This window comes from Chitinophaga deserti (genome assembly GCF_003149455.1).
In the GTDB taxonomy this organism is placed as follows: Bacteria; Bacteroidota; Bacteroidia; order Chitinophagales; family Chitinophagaceae; genus Chitinophaga; species Chitinophaga deserti.
Map to the genome: position 1 here is coordinate 1 of NZ_QFFK01000013.1, position 16,652 is coordinate 16,652.

General features: G+C 46.9%; 19 protein-coding genes. 7 read left to right on the top strand and 12 right to left on the bottom strand.

Features of this window, described 5'->3' with window-relative positions:
* Positions 1-102: 102 nt before the first annotated feature.
* On the bottom strand, positions 103-906 hold the full coding sequence (locus DEV76_RS23410; RefSeq protein ID WP_109700382.1) for a KilA-N domain-containing protein: 804 nt from the start codon (positions 904-906) through the stop codon (positions 103-105).
* Between the two features lie 188 nt (positions 907-1,094).
* On the opposite strand from DEV76_RS23410, the gene DEV76_RS23415 reads away from it, so the two are divergent.
* Positions 1,095-1,673: a Crp/Fnr family transcriptional regulator gene (locus DEV76_RS23415; RefSeq protein WP_232827028.1), complete on the top strand. Its 579-nt coding sequence runs from the start codon at positions 1,095-1,097 to the stop codon at positions 1,671-1,673.
* A gap of 388 nt (positions 1,674-2,061) precedes the next feature.
* Positions 2,062-2,754 carry a type 1 glutamine amidotransferase domain-containing protein gene (locus DEV76_RS23420; RefSeq protein WP_109700383.1) on the top strand — a complete coding sequence of 231 codons (693 nt, stop codon included), beginning with the start codon at positions 2,062-2,064 and terminating at the stop codon, positions 2,752-2,754.
* Between the two features lie 92 nt (positions 2,755-2,846).
* Here the strand turns inward: DEV76_RS23420 and DEV76_RS23425 are convergent, their stop codons facing one another.
* On the bottom strand, positions 2,847-3,332 hold the full coding sequence (locus tag DEV76_RS23425) for an MbcA/ParS/Xre antitoxin family protein (RefSeq protein WP_109700384.1): 486 nt from the start codon (positions 3,330-3,332) through the stop codon (positions 2,847-2,849).
* 94 nt (positions 3,333-3,426) lie between these two features.
* Positions 3,427-3,669: a hypothetical protein gene (locus DEV76_RS23430; RefSeq protein WP_109700385.1), complete on the bottom strand. Its 243-nt coding sequence runs from the start codon at positions 3,667-3,669 to the stop codon at positions 3,427-3,429.
* A gap of 467 nt (positions 3,670-4,136) precedes the next feature.
* Between DEV76_RS23430 and DEV76_RS23435 the strand changes: the two genes are divergently transcribed.
* Positions 4,137-4,472, top strand: a complete 336-nt coding sequence (locus DEV76_RS23435; protein WP_109700386.1) for a hypothetical protein — start codon at positions 4,137-4,139, stop codon at positions 4,470-4,472.
* A 14-nt stretch (positions 4,473-4,486) separates the two neighbouring features.
* On the opposite strand, the gene DEV76_RS23440 is transcribed toward DEV76_RS23435, so the two are convergent.
* Positions 4,487-5,956: a hypothetical protein gene (locus DEV76_RS23440; RefSeq protein WP_109700387.1), complete on the bottom strand. Its 1,470-nt coding sequence runs from the start codon at positions 5,954-5,956 to the stop codon at positions 4,487-4,489.
* Positions 5,957-6,112: 156 nt separating this feature from the next.
* Here DEV76_RS23440 and DEV76_RS23445 point away from each other — a divergent pair, with 156 nt between their 5' ends.
* The 3 genes from DEV76_RS23445 to DEV76_RS23460 all read left to right on the top strand — a co-directional run bounded on the left by DEV76_RS23445 (position 6,113) and on the right by DEV76_RS23460 (position 8,272).
* Complete coding sequence (locus DEV76_RS23445) at positions 6,113-6,406, top strand: hypothetical protein (protein WP_109700388.1); 294 nt, start codon at positions 6,113-6,115, stop codon at positions 6,404-6,406.
* 156 nt (positions 6,407-6,562) lie between these two features.
* Positions 6,563-6,961, top strand: coding sequence for a hypothetical protein (locus DEV76_RS23450; protein WP_157963073.1), 399 nt, complete (start codon positions 6,563-6,565; stop codon positions 6,959-6,961).
* Positions 6,962-7,759: 798 nt separating this feature from the next.
* On the top strand, positions 7,760-8,272 hold the full coding sequence (locus tag DEV76_RS23460; protein ID WP_109700391.1) for a hypothetical protein: 513 nt from the start codon (positions 7,760-7,762) through the stop codon (positions 8,270-8,272).
* Between the two features lie 138 nt (positions 8,273-8,410).
* On the opposite strand, the gene DEV76_RS23465 is transcribed toward DEV76_RS23460, so the two are convergent.
* The 8 genes from DEV76_RS23465 to DEV76_RS23500 form a co-directional block, all read right to left on the bottom strand.
* Positions 8,411-8,809 (bottom strand): GreA/GreB family elongation factor, encoded by a 399-nt coding sequence (locus DEV76_RS23465; RefSeq protein WP_109700392.1) that lies wholly within the window; start codon positions 8,807-8,809, stop codon positions 8,411-8,413.
* Between the two features lie 56 nt (positions 8,810-8,865).
* Positions 8,866-9,048: a hypothetical protein gene (locus DEV76_RS23470; RefSeq protein ID WP_109700393.1), complete on the bottom strand. Its 183-nt coding sequence runs from the start codon at positions 9,046-9,048 to the stop codon at positions 8,866-8,868.
* Between the two features lie 307 nt (positions 9,049-9,355).
* The gene (locus tag DEV76_RS23475) at positions 9,356-10,360 is read right to left on the bottom strand and encodes an outer membrane beta-barrel protein (RefSeq protein WP_157963074.1); all 1,005 of its coding nucleotides are present in this window, start codon (positions 10,358-10,360) and stop codon (positions 9,356-9,358) included.
* 530 nt (positions 10,361-10,890) lie between these two features.
* Entirely contained in the window at positions 10,891-11,655 is a 765-nt protein-coding gene (locus DEV76_RS23480) for a hypothetical protein (protein WP_109700395.1), read from the bottom strand.
* A 260-nt stretch (positions 11,656-11,915) separates the two neighbouring features.
* Complete coding sequence (locus DEV76_RS23485) at positions 11,916-13,106, bottom strand: glycosyltransferase family 87 protein (protein ID WP_109700396.1); 1,191 nt, start codon at positions 13,104-13,106, stop codon at positions 11,916-11,918.
* Between the two features lie 48 nt (positions 13,107-13,154).
* Positions 13,155-13,586, bottom strand: a complete 432-nt coding sequence (locus DEV76_RS23490) for a preQ(1) synthase (protein ID WP_109700397.1) — start codon at positions 13,584-13,586, stop codon at positions 13,155-13,157.
* A 50-nt stretch (positions 13,587-13,636) separates the two neighbouring features.
* Positions 13,637-14,098, bottom strand: a complete 462-nt coding sequence (locus tag DEV76_RS23495) for a YhcH/YjgK/YiaL family protein (protein WP_109700398.1) — start codon at positions 14,096-14,098, stop codon at positions 13,637-13,639.
* 52 nt (positions 14,099-14,150) lie between these two features.
* Positions 14,151-15,035, bottom strand: a complete 885-nt coding sequence (locus DEV76_RS23500; RefSeq protein ID WP_109700399.1) for an AraC family transcriptional regulator — start codon at positions 15,033-15,035, stop codon at positions 14,151-14,153.
* Positions 15,036-15,311: 276 nt separating this feature from the next.
* Between DEV76_RS23500 and DEV76_RS23505 the strand changes: the two genes are divergently transcribed.
* Positions 15,312-16,652, top strand: coding sequence for a sugar porter family MFS transporter (locus tag DEV76_RS23505; protein ID WP_109700400.1), 1,341 nt, complete (start codon positions 15,312-15,314; stop codon positions 16,650-16,652).

Sequence of the window (16,652 nt, forward strand, 5' to 3'; positions counted from 1 at the left end):
TCGGGAGGACACCTTTACAGACTTTTGAAGAAACACTACCTTTAGCCAAAGAAAAACAGCTGGACGATATACCGCCAGCTGCCTAATATTTTAACCCGACTGTCAGGGCAAATCGGAACTATTACAATTTAGGGCAGCCTCCCTCATCAAATCAAACCGCTCCTTCCGCCCTACCCCTTGCCTGATCAAAAATGCATTTAGATTCTCCAGATTGGAAAGTACAATCAGCCTGTGAGTATCAACACAATCCCTGATTGATTTTCGTTGCTTTGCTTCTTCAGGATATTTCTCCTTCCATTGCTTCGCAGTAAGGCCGAATAATGCCAGATTGATCAGGTCTGCCTCTTCACCATATATGTACACATCTTGTTTCTGATGTATATCACTCCATGGAATGAGCTTTTCCCTGATTGCGTCTGTATGAATACAGTTGTTCGTGGCTGCCAGTGCTCTCCTGAAGTTCCATTCCAGCTGATGGGTGTTGCTTTCAACTTCCTTTAAACGTTGGAATTCTTTAATAAGATACAGTTTGAAAGCCGCACTTATCCACGAACCAAATTCAAAGGCAATATCCTTATGCGCATATGTACCGCCGTAGCGTCCTGCTTTGGATATCAGGCCAACCGCACGAGTTTTTCCCGTCCATTCTTTCACACTGATCTTGAACGAATTAAGACCAGCCTGACTTTTAAGTCTGTCGTATTCAACGTAATTAAAATTGGGATTATTAATACTTTCCCAAATACCCAGAAACTCTACAGTATTCCTGTTCCTCAGCCAATTCTCAATAAAATAGTTGCCTTCTTTTGCCTTCACCATATCAGTTATAGAAATGTAATCGCTGTGGTTGTGATCCACTACAGCAATTGAAATACTGTCTACGTTAATGACTCTTTTCTTTACCATAGTTCTACTTTTAAGGTTATCAATACAATGAATTATACTTTCTTTAAATGCATTTTATTAGCCCAATCCCTTATCGGGATTCAAGTTAACCCGAGCAGAAGTATGTAATTTTAACTACCCCGAGTTCTGGGTAATTAAAACACTGCCCTCCCGCCACCTCTGAAATTTTTACTAAATTGGGCTTAGATATGGACATCAAAACCCAACTCCGCCAGCACTTTGCACAACTCGTTTCCCTCACAGACGACGAGTTCGAACGCATCTGGTCTCACTTCTCCCTTAAAAAGCTCAAAAAGCGCCAGTTCCTCGTACAGGAAGGCGATCATGTGAAATACCACTACTTTGTCGCAAAAGGACTGCTGAAAGCTTCCTATACCGACGAATCCGGCAAGGAACACATCCTCCAGTTTGCCATGGAAGACTGGTGGATCTCCGACTACCTGGCGCTTTACAACAATACCCCGGCCACACTCAGCATCGATTGCATCGAAGACAGTGAAGTACTCACTCTCTCCGACGAAGACCGCCAGAAACTCACCCGCGAAATCCATGCATTCTCTAACTTCTTCCTCCAGAAGAAAAACGCCGGATATGTAGGTCTTCAGCAAAGGGTGTTGCTCCTCCTCTTCAAGAACCCCCGCGAACGCTACGAGCGCCTGCAGGAATTGCAGCCCCGGTTGTTGCAGCGGGTACCTAAAACCCTACTCGCATCGTACCTGGGTGTATCCCGCGAAAGCCTCAGCAGATTGTATCAGGGCGAACTGTGACCTATAAACCCCTTCTCACATCGTCCCCCGATGTTTCCCTCTGAAGCCTCAGCAGAAGTACCAGGGCGAACTGTGAACCGGAAACCCCTTCTCACATCGTCCCCCGATGTTTCCCTCTGAAGCCTCAGCAGAAGTACCAGGGTGAACTGTGCCCCGGAATCCCCTGCTCATATCTTACCTCTCTGTATCCTTCGAATGCCCAATTTAATCCCCCTCCACACATCGTACCTCACCACACCCCGCGAAAGCCTCAGCAGACTTTATCAGGGCGAACTGTGATCCGGATCACATCTTTTTAGTGCGGCACCTCAACTTTTGCCTTCCCTGCCTGTTCTAATTTTGTACTGTCAAAACGACAAAATCAATTGAACAAGCAAAAAGCAATCGTATGAACGTCCTCAAAATTCTCATTGTACTTACCTCCCATAGCCAGCTCGGCAATACCGGAGAAAAAACCGGCTTCTGGGTAGAAGAATTCGCAGCTCCCTACTACGCCCTGGCAGATGCCGGCGCACAGATCACCATCGCATCCCCCCTCGGCGGACAACCACCCATTGATCCCAAGAGCGAACTGCCCGACTTCCAGACTGAAGCCACCAAACGCTTCTTCGCTGATAAAGCCCTGCAAACTAAACTGGCTTCCACAGTAAAGCTGGATCAGGTGAACGCTGCAGATTATGACGCAGTTTTCTACCCCGGCGGCCACGGCCCCCTGTGGGACCTTACCACCAATAAAGCTTCCATTGCACTCATTGAGCAGTTCTACAACGCAGGCAAACCCGTTGCGGCTGTGTGCCATGCACCGGCAGTGCTGCTTCATACGAAGAAAGCCAATGGCGAGCCCCTCGTTAAAGGACTGCAGGTAACCGGCTTTTCAAACACCGAAGAAGAAGGTGTGCAACTGACGAAAGTGGTCCCCTTCCTGCTGGAAGATGAACTGAAGAAAAACGGCGGACAATACAGCAAAGGCGCAGACTGGGGCAGCTACGTCCTGAAAGACGGGCACCTCATTACCGGCCAGAACCCTGCTTCCTCCGAAGAAGCAGCGAAACAGTTGCTGACATTGCTGCAGAAGAAATAAACCCATAAGGGTTTCATACTCGGAAACAATGCCCGGAGGCTTTTGCCTTCGGGCTTTTGTTTCTTATACAGGAAACGCAGGCATCCCCCACCTCATGGCGCCACCTGCACCTCTCCCGCAAAGCTTACCGGCGCACCATCCAGATCAATCTTCCAGCGTTCCTGCCTGATCCATTGCCGCACCATTCTCCGGCCAGTTGTACTGGTAAGTAAAGCCAGCGGGGAAATATACCCCAGGTAGGCCCGCTCCGTCCGCATCCAGCGGTTAAACAGCTGTATATCCCCGCTTGCTGCATATCCTTTCCCGTAAATGATGAGGATATCCAGGAAGCGTTCGCGAAGCGGCCTGTCTAAGTAGAGGTTAAGCTTATACTCAGGCAGCAGCAGTGCGTCTATCTGCAATACATGGCATAGCTCCAGCCAGGATATCTTCGTCATTCTGGCAAACTCGAAGAGCTGTCCGGCTGCGAGTACCCTGCCGCCTAAAGCCTTACTGCTGCGGCTGGGATGGTAGCCCAGATCAATAACGGATCCCGGGCACACGTGGAAATAAGGCAATTCAATAGATTGCGGTTCCATATGGATTGGTTTTTACATTTACAGGGAGAAACCGGCTAACAAACGGGCACAAACTGTGCAGGTATTTTTAAGGTTAACTTATTGGGATTAACAATCACACACTCATTTGCGACTGATACCGGGCGTACATTTCATCCAGTACATCGCCACACTGTTCGGTAAAGAATAACATATTGGCGCGCACTTCGCTGGTCCACATATCTGCATGGGCACTTCCCATGGCGGCCAGTAACAATTCCCAAAGGATTTTGCGTGCTTCCTGCGGTGCGGGATAACTTGCGATAAAGTCATCTATGACCGAGGGAGCGGGCCTTGCTGCTGCGGCTTGTCTCTTCATACATAAAACTTTTAAGCGTTAAAGTTTAGGTATCTGCTGAGTGCCGCAATCTTTTAAAAGATGCGGAACCCAACTTGCTTAACAAAGGTCCTAGGAGACCCCAAAGAGACAAGAAGGGCCCGCACCTGTAAGGTACAAGCCTTTCTCTAAAAACTCTCTTTGAATTGAATTTCCTAGGTTCTTGTTAAGAGAATTAAAGAAATAGCTGGTTATATCTAGCTAATATTTTTGTGAAATCGAAAGTAGAGAAAAGAGAAATACAAAACGTTTTTGAGTGCATTTTTTTCACCGAGAATATCTCCGAAAATCGGAGGTTATTTAGGTTCATTTTTTATGTTAAAAGTTCTGGCACTTTCGTATATTCATACATAGTAAATACGCCCTATAACTCCAATTTAATACATTATTAACTGCTCACTACAATGAGCAACTATTCTAAACCCACAATTTAAAAGCAAACCCCCGCTATGAAAAAAGCCTACAAATTATGCGTTGTATTAACGATGATTGCATGGAGCATCCCCTTTTCCAGTGCTTTAGCCCAAAAGAAAATCGGAGAAGCCAAACTACCTACCGGAGAGTACATCGTAGTGTTCGACGATATGACCTGGATGTATCGGGATGTCAATAAGAGTGTACGGAAAACCAGCTTAGAAAGTAACAGAACAATTCAGACGGTTAAACCCATTTACAAACCAACAGAATCCAGCAACAACTATTCCTCCACATGCGGAGCCAGAACTAAAAAAGGAGGTGCCTGCAGAAGGGTTGTAAAAGGTGGCGGGAGGTGCTGGCAGCATTAATATGCCTACCGGTATCAATCTATACTGTTTTCCTTTAGCAATTTATCAAACGCTTTACCACCCCAGTCTTTCTTCAAATTTGGATTACGACCGGGGGCTTCTTTGATCCGTTTATTGATTGAAGGATCACCGATAGCGATTAATACTTCCACTGTTTTTAAATAAATATGCGGATTAGTCTCAGTTTCCAGCCTGGCAAAAAAAGATTCTACCAGGGAGGTATCATTTATCTGTCCGGCTTTGTCTGCCACCTCCAGGAATGAATGCACATTCACAGTACGGATGTTTTTATTGATCAGGTCCAATGCTGCAGGCCTGTCATATGCCAGTAAAGTATCCATCATCACTGGCAGCAGTCCTACTGATGCTGCTTCATAACCAGCATAACCTCCGGTACTCAGGTAGTAAAAGTCATCTAAGTTCCGGAGGGTTTTCTTAATTAGACTTAAGCCTCTTGCCGGGTTCTCCGGATATAACTTTTCAAACATTGCAGTAGAAATCCGCTTTTCGTTCTCCCAGATATCCCATAGCAAGTCATTATAGTATGGCGTATAATGTGTTGAGACTGCGTCAAAAACAAAGTTGATATGATACTTCCGGATATCCTCATCCATGCTTTTCGTGAATGGGATTTTCAGAAGCTTTAAGGACGCATCATTTTTATAGCTGGCTATGGCATTGTAAAGCCCCTTCCATTCGGAAGCCAGCCTGTCTTTACCCACTGCTGACTTAACTGCGCTGTTTAATTCAGGTAGAAAATCGGGATGTGGAAATTCGCTGATAGCGTAATAGTTCAGGCAAACTTCACTTCCATTATCTCTTTTCCTCTTATGACTGAAGATAAGCGGAATATCGGCTACCCTTTTGAAACTGGCTAACTTTTCCAACGCGTCCTGATTATTTTCATTCACGACGACTTCCCTCACCCGATTATAAGTTTTCTCATTCATGGGGGCAGTTAAAATGGCTCTTCTGATGGAAAACAATTCATTGGGGGTAAATAATAGCATACTATCCAGATATGCATACTCTTCCGGCTTCAGCCTTAGCGTATCATCACGCCTGTATACCGGTCTTATAGATTCAACAAAGTAATCACCTACTTTATTATAACTGCCAATGCACCCAAAATGCATTTTAACTATTGCGGTATCATTGAAATGCTTGAGTACAATGGGTAACAGCTTCACATCACCGCGATTATTTAAAGCCCAGAAAGCGTAGCAGCGTACTGTGGGGTTTGGGTGATCTGTTAGCGTAATCAATTCTTTCTGAGTGGCGGCTTTCTCCAGTAATTCAAAATTTTCGTACTGCATGGGCCTCTCGCCCCCATCACCTATTACAGGTCCCTTCAATACATTTACCTTTTCGATGGCAGAAATCAATTCGGCAGTTTTATGGGAAATAGTACCATGATCAAACCTTGTTTGTGCATTACAAGCAATTGATATCGTCAGGATGATAAGGGAAAGGGATACTTTCATAAGTATTAATTACAATAAATATATACAATCCACTCCTGTCTATATTAACCGGCTCTCACCCAGCCGCATGATTTAGGTTTACTTTAACATTAAATACTGATACGAACCGGAGATATCCTTATATTTATCAGGACATTATCCCATAAACCTATTACCATGCGCCGTTTCAGGTTTAACTACCTCAAATTCTTTATCCCGCTGGGAGTTCTTTTAGGCCTTACGATTTATTACAATACCAGTTACTACATCCGTAATCATGAATGGAAACATTCCCAATACGATTCTCTGGGCGACTGGATTGAATTCACCAATCCTTTTTACTATGACCTGCAATGGCGGACCATATACAAACAACATACCCCCCGGGATAGTATTGATCTGCTTTCAGAAACATGCTGCCTCAAATACAACCAGCGGGATTATGTTTACTCCTCCTCTTCATCATCCTGAACATTAAACCAATTATGCGTTTTCTGAATTTCAAGATACCTGAGATACCGGATACTAAATCTTAATTAATCAACTGTGGCACGATTTTCACTACTTGATTAAAAGGCATGGAAAATATCCCATACGATCTCAATAATAACTTAAATCTCTCTTCCAATGATACAATTCAGTTTGATTAGCCTTGTACATGCAGCAATGCTCACCTTCAGCAACCCTGCCTCCGAAGGCACTCCCCTCCCCATACCCCAGGTAATGGAAGCGAAAGTAATTGTAGAACCAATTAAAATCACCGAATCAGATTATAAACTCCTGAAAGAAGATGAATACGCAATAGATCTGAAGATAACCAACCGGAAAAAGCTCAAAGCACTGCAAAAGGCAGTGCATCCGGTTATAATGTTAACCTTAAACGGGAAGGAATATGTGGTCAGGGAAAACTATATGCTGAATGCATCCTTCCCTGCGAACTGTGATGCCTTTTACTCAGCCAGCCAGGCAGGTAAGATCGTTTGGGAGAAGTCTAAGGAGATCAATTTAAGGAAAGTACCGAAGTAAAGTGTTTTCTATTCTTTGCTATTAATCCCCCTTTAACTATGAAAGGAAATCCAATTGGAAAAATTATCCTTTATATCTTCTTAAAGTATACCCTGCTTTATCTACTACTCATGGTTATTTGGGATAATGGTGCCTTAATAAAATACGGAACGATTAACGACCTGAAAGGCTGGTTCTCCTATCTGTGTATATACTATTTAGTCCCAACATTTAGCTTAATCTTACTTTCATGGTTGCTCTACTTTTCGCTAACGATGAATAGCTTATCTGCTTTAATTGTACTCTTTAGCATTTACATACTGGCAGACTATTTAATGTTTGTATATCTCGTTGGTAATAGTTTTATCCATATTCATGGGTTCTACAGTATTCTGATAGGAACAACCCTTTTCCTGGCAATGTTTCACAAGCGGATCAGCAAACTGTACAAAGGAAAAAACATTCAATAAGTAGTTATATAATATCCTTTACTATAATTCTGTATGCTTTACTTGCTGCATTCAGCACTACGCATCCGAAGAATATAAAAATAGCCAGGGTATACAGCAGGTTCTGCGCTAACGTATCCGCCATTTATTTCCTCATTAACCATTATCATGACTAATTGCAGATAAATTACAAACTAAACAGAAAAATGAAAATTACTTCTCTTACCACATTATCATTTCTCTTATGTTTTAATTGCTTTTCACAATCTGATACTATCATCAAAAAACAGGTGAAAGGATTTCTATTTTTGACTAACTACAACTATCAATAAAGATCCCTGCAGATTTTCATAAACAGATTAAACGAGGTATGAAATTTATACTTTATTCTGCACTAATGCTTTTAGCCGGAGGGGAAAGTAGTGCTCAATTATCGATATCGGAGCAAAAGGAATACAATGGATGGCTATTCTTATCGAATGAGAATTTCCAATACGACTGGAAAGAGGGCGTGTCTGAAATCAGGAACCTGGGTTTTCATGACTTTTTCTTCCTGGTAAATGAACTTCCTCTCAAATCAGTTCTGGATAGTAATATATCTATCACTTTAAAAAACGGTATCAGAATTGACTATTTAAATAATAGAGGAGACCTTAAGTCTAAGGCGCAAAAGGTCAATTGTAAAGATACCTCCGGATGTTATCGCTTTAAAGAATTTTACCTGCTGCCTGTATCAATACGTAGTACGGCCACAGCAGACTATGAGCCCTTTGTGTGTAATAGAAATTACTTTGAGCTGAAAGTGTTAAACGGTTGCAATCTTCGTTTTGAATATCAGCATGCTGTATTTATGAAAATTGATACAATTGTTATCAGGAAGTAGTCTTTGAATATGAAATAAATGGAGATAGAGGAAGGGCAGTTAGGATGTTAAGTCGTGGAGAATACTCATGGGAAATAACGAACATAAAACGGGCACCTAAACAGGTGCCCGTTATTGTTTAATTTCCAATTAGAGCTATCAGTCTCTTTCGTTAAACACTTCTTTGATCGTAAACTTTTTCTTCCCGCCGGGTACCTGCCACATTACTTCCTGGCCTTTGCCAAAACCAATGAGGGCTACTCCTACGGGAGCCATAACGGATATCTTGCGTTGTTTGATGTCGGCTTCTTCTGGCATTACGACGGTGATCTCCATCTCCTTCGGACGGTCCAGTTCCTGGACAATCACGCGGGAGTTGAGGCGCACAACGTCTGCGGGGAATGCGTCTTTGCTCACCAGCTTGCCTTTTTTGAAATCCGCCAGCAGCGATTCCACTACTGCGGGGCCGAAAGCACTCTCTCTCGCGCCTTCCTGCAGGCAGGCGTGGATCACATCAAAGTCATCCTTCCTGAAAATAGGTTGCTGTTTCTTTTGCATTGTAAAAGATTTAATTAGTTATAATAAATGTGTTGATGTTCTTCCGGCGCGGTTTTTCACTTCGCACCGGGCTTCCGGAACATTCCTATGATGGCTATCAGCAGCAATGGCACGGATATATACAAAGCCCGGTACCAGCTCGGATTACCCGTTAAAGCTGCCCGGAGAATCAGGGCGTTGGCAAAAACGGAAACGAGCAAAATCATGCCGCCGATGGAAACCCTTTCCCGAGTTTGCATCTGCGCAATTCTTTAAGCATCGAAAATAAGTAGCAGTAAAAAACCCCTGAACCCCGGAGAAATTGTTATCGGTTCAGGGTTAGCGTATTAAAGTCCTTAAAGTTTGAGAAGTAATACAACTTCTTGCAAAACGTACGGAAAGCCGTGCTGATACAGGCATACAAGAGCCCTGCTTCCGGTTTGGCATACCGGACAGCGCGGGAAACGGGCTGTATGTTAAATCCTGACATTAGACAAATATAGGAAAAATTCCCCGTAAGACAAACCCGGTGGTGCGCAAATACCACCCACCACCGGTAATTATATGTTAAAACCTGATCCTGATGCCCGCATTCAGCCCCAAACCGCCAATGTTGATATAACTCTTCAAATCATTTGCAGGCGCGTTATCGTTCTTATAATTGGTTTTAGCACCCGTTGCACCCACCGGCGTATTAGAATTCTCATCCAGCACCGTCACATAGGTGGTCTGCCGCTCAGCAGTACTTAAATCATTCATCGTACGCCCCGGCAACTGACTGATCACCGCATCCGTTTGCACATTCACAATATTATTGGTTTCACTGTATCTGGTCACTTCTTTACGTTTACTGCGCACCGGCACATTGCGGTATTCTGCTTCCGCAAAGATGTCTATCCTCCGGGATACGTTGTAATTGAACCCCATCGCCCCCTGGAAGCCCAGCGTAGGATTGGGCTCAATCTCTTCCGTACGGCTGATATCCGTGCGTACCATAGTGCCTGCAGGCAGTGGCACTCCCTGCGGACGGCTCATCCGCATCGCCTCCGTTTCAATGATCAGTCTACCCCACAACGGCACTACAAAACCGAAGCGTACATACGGGTTAAACTTCTCGTAACCGGGGCTTACCACAAGGCCCGGCGCAAAATCCACCGCATTCACATGCCCGTCAGACTCCACACGGGCAGCGTCTTTGCCCAGTCCCTCGAAAACACTGACGTTTCTTGTCATAAGGTTTTCCTGGCTGTGGAAATAGTTGAAGGTCCCTTCAATGGCAATATGCTTATTGATGTTGTAACCCACCGAAATACCGCCGCGGAGCCCTTCTCCATAGGAGCCGGTCAATACCCGTTCAAATACTTCCGTTACCGCCCCGGTGCCGGGATTTACGGTATTACGGATATCCCTCGGCGGATATGGTCCCACATCCGGGAACTGCCCGGGCGATACACTGAAGAAGTAACCGCCTGCTACTTTGAGATACATTTTCTTCGGAACATTCTGGGCACTTGCCCCCTGGACTAACAATAAAGCCGATATGCACAGGAATGCATGGTTTATCCGGTTCATATGCATGGTTGTTTTGGTGACTGAATAAGCGTTCTATCCTTACTTAACGATTTAGGTGTTGAAAGGTTTTGACAACGTCTAAAGGCTGTGGCAGGCACTCGTGAAGAAGTCTAACCGGGGTCAAATCCGGGTCTAATAGAAGTGGCTAGGCCCGGGCAAGAGAATAACAAGGCTCCCAACAAAGGGCTACGCGGCTGTTGTAAGGCCGTAACAAGGGGGTGAAAGGGTAATTAAACAGGGGGTAAAGGGGAGTTACAGAGGGGTTAACAGGCAGTGAAGTATACAGGAACTCCCCGGTAAACTACCGGTAACTATACAGTAACCGTACAGTAAAGGTGGACTTGATGCGGAGTTGATGCGTATCTGATCTGTAGATGATATATATCTGACAGCAGGCATATAAAGAGAAGAAAGCGTGCCTGCAACGCATAGAACCGGCTGGCGGAGGAGTTGCCTGCCGTGTAATTTAAGGGGCCGTATGTTTTGATAATGAATTACTTGCAACAAAATATCCTGTAATGGCACTGGGGCTATTCCCGCGGTACGTGAGGCTGACCGTTTTTAGCGGGTACAGTTTTGCGGGCAGGCTCCGGCGGCAGTTTGAGCAGCTGCTTACGGGGGCGCGATTTTGTAACAACCGCTTCCGGCCTTACATCTTCCACAACAGCAATGATATCTGCTGCATTGAGCTTCCGGTCGTAAGACAGGCCGTCTTTCAGGAAAGTTCTTACCTGCAGGGTTATCAGCAATGTGCCTTTGCCGGGTACATCTACCGTCATATCCGCCCCTTCGAAGGGTTGCTCCAGGTCGATGTGCAGCACGTCCGCATCCATGCCTGTTACAGTACGGGTGGCGAAGTCGATCCGGGTGGCGATGAGTTTTACTTCCATGCGCACGGCGTTTGCAAAGCCCTGTAGCTTTTGAGCAGGGATATGGAGTTTACCATCCTGAGAAAGAACAGGCAGTTCCGGGAAGAACTTCTCAATACCGGCATGCACGTTAAACCGGAAGCCTTTCACTCCGGCGTGGTTATTTCTGCCGGCAGATACAATGGTACTGTTCAGGCGGTTCACGACACTGCTATCGCACAGTATGTCGATATCGGGAGCCATAGCGCTGCGGATAAATGCGCCCTTTCGGCTGGCAGCCCCAAACCATTGCGCGGCGCGGCGGGTATTAGCCGTTTGCCTGACCGTTTCCGGCGCAGAGCGTAAACAGAACTTACCGTTCCGCTTGTAAGCAATCACATTACCGACTTTACCGGTAAATGTGATGACAGAAGTTAAAAAAGCCATTACATTCAGATTTTGTTGCAACTGAATATACGAAAATCAGGCCAGATTGTAAGGATTCTAAACGAAAACAGGTTCCTCCGTAATCGGAGGAACCGTTTCTGCTTATGATGCTAAGATATAAAGGGGGCAACAGTTGTGGCTTTATGGCAAATGCAAAAAGCTTAGATTCCGGGACGCGGCAGGCAGTTCAGATGAACCATTCTGGAATCTGACTGCAAGATCACTGCCGGATGTTGCCTCCGTGTTATGCCTTTATGAAATTAATGTGAAAACTGCGTGCCCGGCTGTGGCCAGCGCAGGAACCGCCGGGTGAGGATCTGGTAAACGATCAGGAGCCACAGCAGCAAACTGGGCATCGCCTTCGCCGCATACGGCACCACCAGGTTCTTCTTCACCCACGATGTTACCAGGTCGGAATGCGAGAAGCTGGTACCGATCAGCAGATACACAAAGAAGATGTTAGCCGCCATACTCCGCGGCTGCAGCAGGAACCAGATACAGGCCGCCGGGAACGCGATGATATAAGTGGGCGACTCCGAACTGCTGCTGTATAATACGGTAAATATCAAAGTAGAACAAAGGATCAGCAGCTGGTACCGCACATCATCCTTATACTTCAGCCAGATGTACTGCGCACCAAATAACACCAGCGCAGGCCCTATCACAAAAAGATTAGACAGATGCGGCAGCCGGAACGTACGCTTGATGAAGCCCATCGCGGAAATATCCTGCAGCACAATGCCCTGTTCAATTTTGGCATTCTTATCGTTCTTATAAATCAGTGCATGGTACCAGTCTTCATAACACTGTACAATAAACCGGGGCGATGAAATAGCCATGGGCAACACAAACAGCACAACACCCCACAATATAAGGCTGCCAATGAGTTTGAGTTTATGCCGGGAGAAGAAGAAGAAGGCCAGTCCTACGATACCATATAACTTCGTGAAAGCGCCGAACATAATGAAGAATGCGGCCCAGAAGTCTTTCTCCTTCCGCATGAGCGTATAGGCGAAGATGATACAGGAGGCAATAATGGGGTTAAACTGGTAATAGCTGCTGGCCGCCATGAGTTCATGGCTTGCAAAGATCAGAATAAGGTTCTGCTGTATGCGGTTCAGCGGCAGCTGCCGGATGGCAAAGAAGAGTACCGTGGCGTTTGTGAGCATCCAGAGTACGCTGCCCAGCCAGTCCGGCATGAGCGCGAAAGGCGCAATGAGCACGCTGAAAAGCGGCCCGTACATGTTCACATCAAAGTATTCGGGATAAGGCCCGTAAAGGTTCTGACCGTTAACGGTATGAATGTAAACGTGCTTGAAAATGGTGTAGTTGTTGAAATTGTTGACGGCGAATTCCTTCACCCCCACTATCAACGACAAACCGAACCAAAGCAACATTGCCAGCCATTCCTTCTCGCCCAGCCAGGCCAGTGTGATCCTTTTCTTCGACATGATGATTTTATTGAATACGGGCGCAAAATAGTAAAATCATCGCATAACTCACATCAGTACACCCCACTCTTCCTCACGTTCCGGATAATCCTTGTATTTATCTTCCCCGCCACGGTCTTTCCAGTCGGAATCAATCACCAGTTTGGAGCTGATCCCGCCGCGCGGGTTGCAGATAAGGGTGATACGGAGCCTTTCGGGATGGTACACCTCTTTCATATGGTCGTACATGATATTGATGAGCCGCTCGTACGACACAATGATGTCGCGCAGCTGATACACATACTGCTTCAATGATTTCAGCTCAATGATACGGCCGTTGGGATAGAAGGTAACGTACAGCTTTGCGAAGTCGGGCTGCTCGTGCACACCCAGGAAGGTAAACTCGGGTACTTTGATCTTCATCTCGTACTTTTCCTTGCTGGGGTTGGGCAGCGATTTGAGGAGGGCTTTATCAATAGCCTGGTATAGTTTCTTTTCCATGCTGCGAAAAAAATTTGCTAAAAGTACCTTATCCCCTGATCAATTACCACTTATTTTTTATCCGTCGCTATCTTAATAACGATCTTCCGCACTTTCAGGGATCTGCCGGAAATGAGGTTGGGCATATGCAGGTCTGTTGGATAGAAGATCGCAAAATCGCCCTTAGACAGCTTTGTGTAGAAAGATGGCCGGTCGGCATAAAGCATAAAATCGTCGGCATCGTCGTACGGACGGCTTACAGTTTGCTCCCTCAGCATATCGTGCCCTACCAGCTCCTCTCCCGCTACGATGTATTGTACATCTATATGCTTGCGGTGCGACTCCATTTGCTCGCCTTCTGCAGGGATGGTATCGTATTCATTAACGATGGCAAAGATGCGGTCGCCCTCGATGGTATGTTTTCCTTTTTCCAGTATAGTGAGGTCGGTGTTACGGAGCCACTGGAAGGCAGTCCGGAAGCGGTCGCCCAGTCCGGCGTATACATCTGCGTTTGCTAAAGTATCTATGATCATAAGAAAGATTGGCGGGCAATATACGCCGTTTCCCCGTTCCGCAAAACCGGAATCAGGCGCCCCGCCGTAAACGGTACTGCTGGGGCGATACGCCCATGAGTTTGCTGAACATCCGGGAAAAGTAATACGGGTCTTCCACCCCTACCGAAAACGCGATCTCTTTGATCCGCATATCGGTAAACAGCAGGTACTGGCAGGCCTTCTGTACTTTCAGGTGATGGAAATACTCCAGCGGGGAATACCCCGTTCGCTTCCTGAACACGGCTGAATAATGGCTGGCGGACAGGTTGGCTGAGGCCGCCAGGTCCGACAGGGTGAGCGAGGCCGCCAGGTGATCCCGCATATGGGAGATCGATTGTTCCACCGCATCATGGCTTTCGTGTTTTTCGGAAAGACTGAAGGGCTCTTCGAACAGGAAGCTGGACAGGTAATGCCAGAAGCACATATTGGCATAACTGAGGTTATCGCTCCCATAGCCCCTTTCGAGGCTGGCGTACATGTCTTCAAAAAGGCCCAGCCGCTTCTGCTGGAAGTTCACCTGCCCCAGATACCCTCCAAAGCGGCGTTCCATGGAAGCAACGGCATCCGCAGCACGGGGACCTTTAAAATGCACCCAGTAGATCGTCCATGCATCGGTATCGTCAGACGCATAGTGGTGAGGGCTCCCGGCGGGGATGAGGATAAAATCTTCCGGGCCCAGGTGGTACTCCCTGCCGCCAACAGTGGCCGTTCCGCGGCCTTCGCGGCAATAGATGAGGATATGCTGGTCGGTACCATGGCTCCGTTCCCGGAAATGGTAGCGTGCTTTCGGGTAATAACCGATATCGGTGATATACAGGCTGTTAATGAGCGGGTCGGCCGTGCAGGGGCCGGCTATAACCTTCCGTGGCAGTACAATGGCACGCTGCCCTTCGAAGCCTTCCTTCTTGCGGATCACAGTGGGTTATTTTTCATAATAAAATCCATGTATGAATGAATATGGTCCTGTTCAGGATAAAGATATAAAAAATATGGAATCATAAGATCGTCCATCATAACCATAAGAATACCCATTGAACCCCTGCCAGGTAATTCCAATATTTGTACGATGACTTTCCACGCCAACTTTTTCCATTATTTTCCACGCCGCGATATCCGCGGGCTATCCGTGTATTACGGGTATATAAAAGAACAACACGTTAAACTGAACGGGTTCCAACATCAATAGAAAAGCATGCAGAAAACGACATTCCATCACCGCTACATCCTCGGTATTTCCTTCATCTCCGCATTGGGCGGCTACCTTTTCGGCTTCGACTTCGCCGTGATTTCGGGGGCACTGCCCTTCCTCCGCGAAACCTTTGAGCTGAGTGCCTGGTGGGAAGGTTTCCTTACCGGCTCCCTCGCATTGGGATGCATGGCAGGCTGCGCCATGGCCGGGGCACTGGCAGAGCGGTATGGCCGTAAACCCGGCCTCATGCTGGCCGCCCTCATCTTCACCCTGTCGTCTTTAGGCATGGCCTTCTCCAATACCTTCTCCGTATTCACCACCATGCGCTTTGCGGCCGGCATCGGTGTGGGCATGGCATCGATACTCAGTCCGCTTTACATCGCGGAGATATCCCCGGCACACCTGCGGGGGCGCAACGTATCCATTAACCAGCTTACCATTGTGATCGGTATCCTCGTCACCAACCTCGTGAACTACTTCCTCGCCGGCAAGGGCGAAGATGCCTGGCGCTGGATGTTCGGACTGGGCGCCGTTCCGTCTTTCATCTTCCTGCTGGGAGTGTTAAGGCTGCCTGAGAGTCCGCGCTGGCTGGCTTCCCGCGGGCGATATGACGAAGCATCCAAAACCCTCGCACGCATCGGCTCCGGTGATTTCGCGGAAAACACTATCAACGATATCCGCGCTTCCCTGACCGGCGAAAGCCGCGCCACCCTGAAAATGGTATTCAGCAAAGCGGTTCGTCCGGCTGTAGTAGTGGGCATCGTTCTGGCGGTGTTCCAGCAGCTGTGCGGTATCAATATCGTATTCAATTACACCTCTACCATATTCGCCTCCGTAGGGGCTGATCTTAACAGCCAGCTGTTTGAAACGATTTCCATCGGCATCGTGAACCTTGTGTTTACCCTGGTGGCTATGTGGCAGGTAGATAAACTGGGCAGAAGGCCGCTGATGCTCGCAGGCTCCCTCGGGCTCTCCATCGTATACATCGTACTGGCGCTGTTACTGGAGCAGCAGGCAGCCGTGGGCCTCGTATCGGTATTTGTGCTGGCAGCCATTGCCCTTTATGCCACCTCGCTGGCGCCTGTTACCTGGGTACTCATCTCCGAGATCTTCCCAAATAAGGTGCGTGGACTGGCATCGTCTGTGGCTATTGTGGCACTGTGGGGCGCTTATTTCATCCTCGTATTCACCTTCCCCATACTGGCCGAAAAACTCGGCACTTACGGGCCCTTCTATCTGTATGCGGGCATCTGCCTGCTGGGGTTCCTCTTCGTGCGCAGCAAAGTTTCGGAAACGAAAGGCAAAACATTAGAACAACTCGAACATCATTTAACCGGACATTAA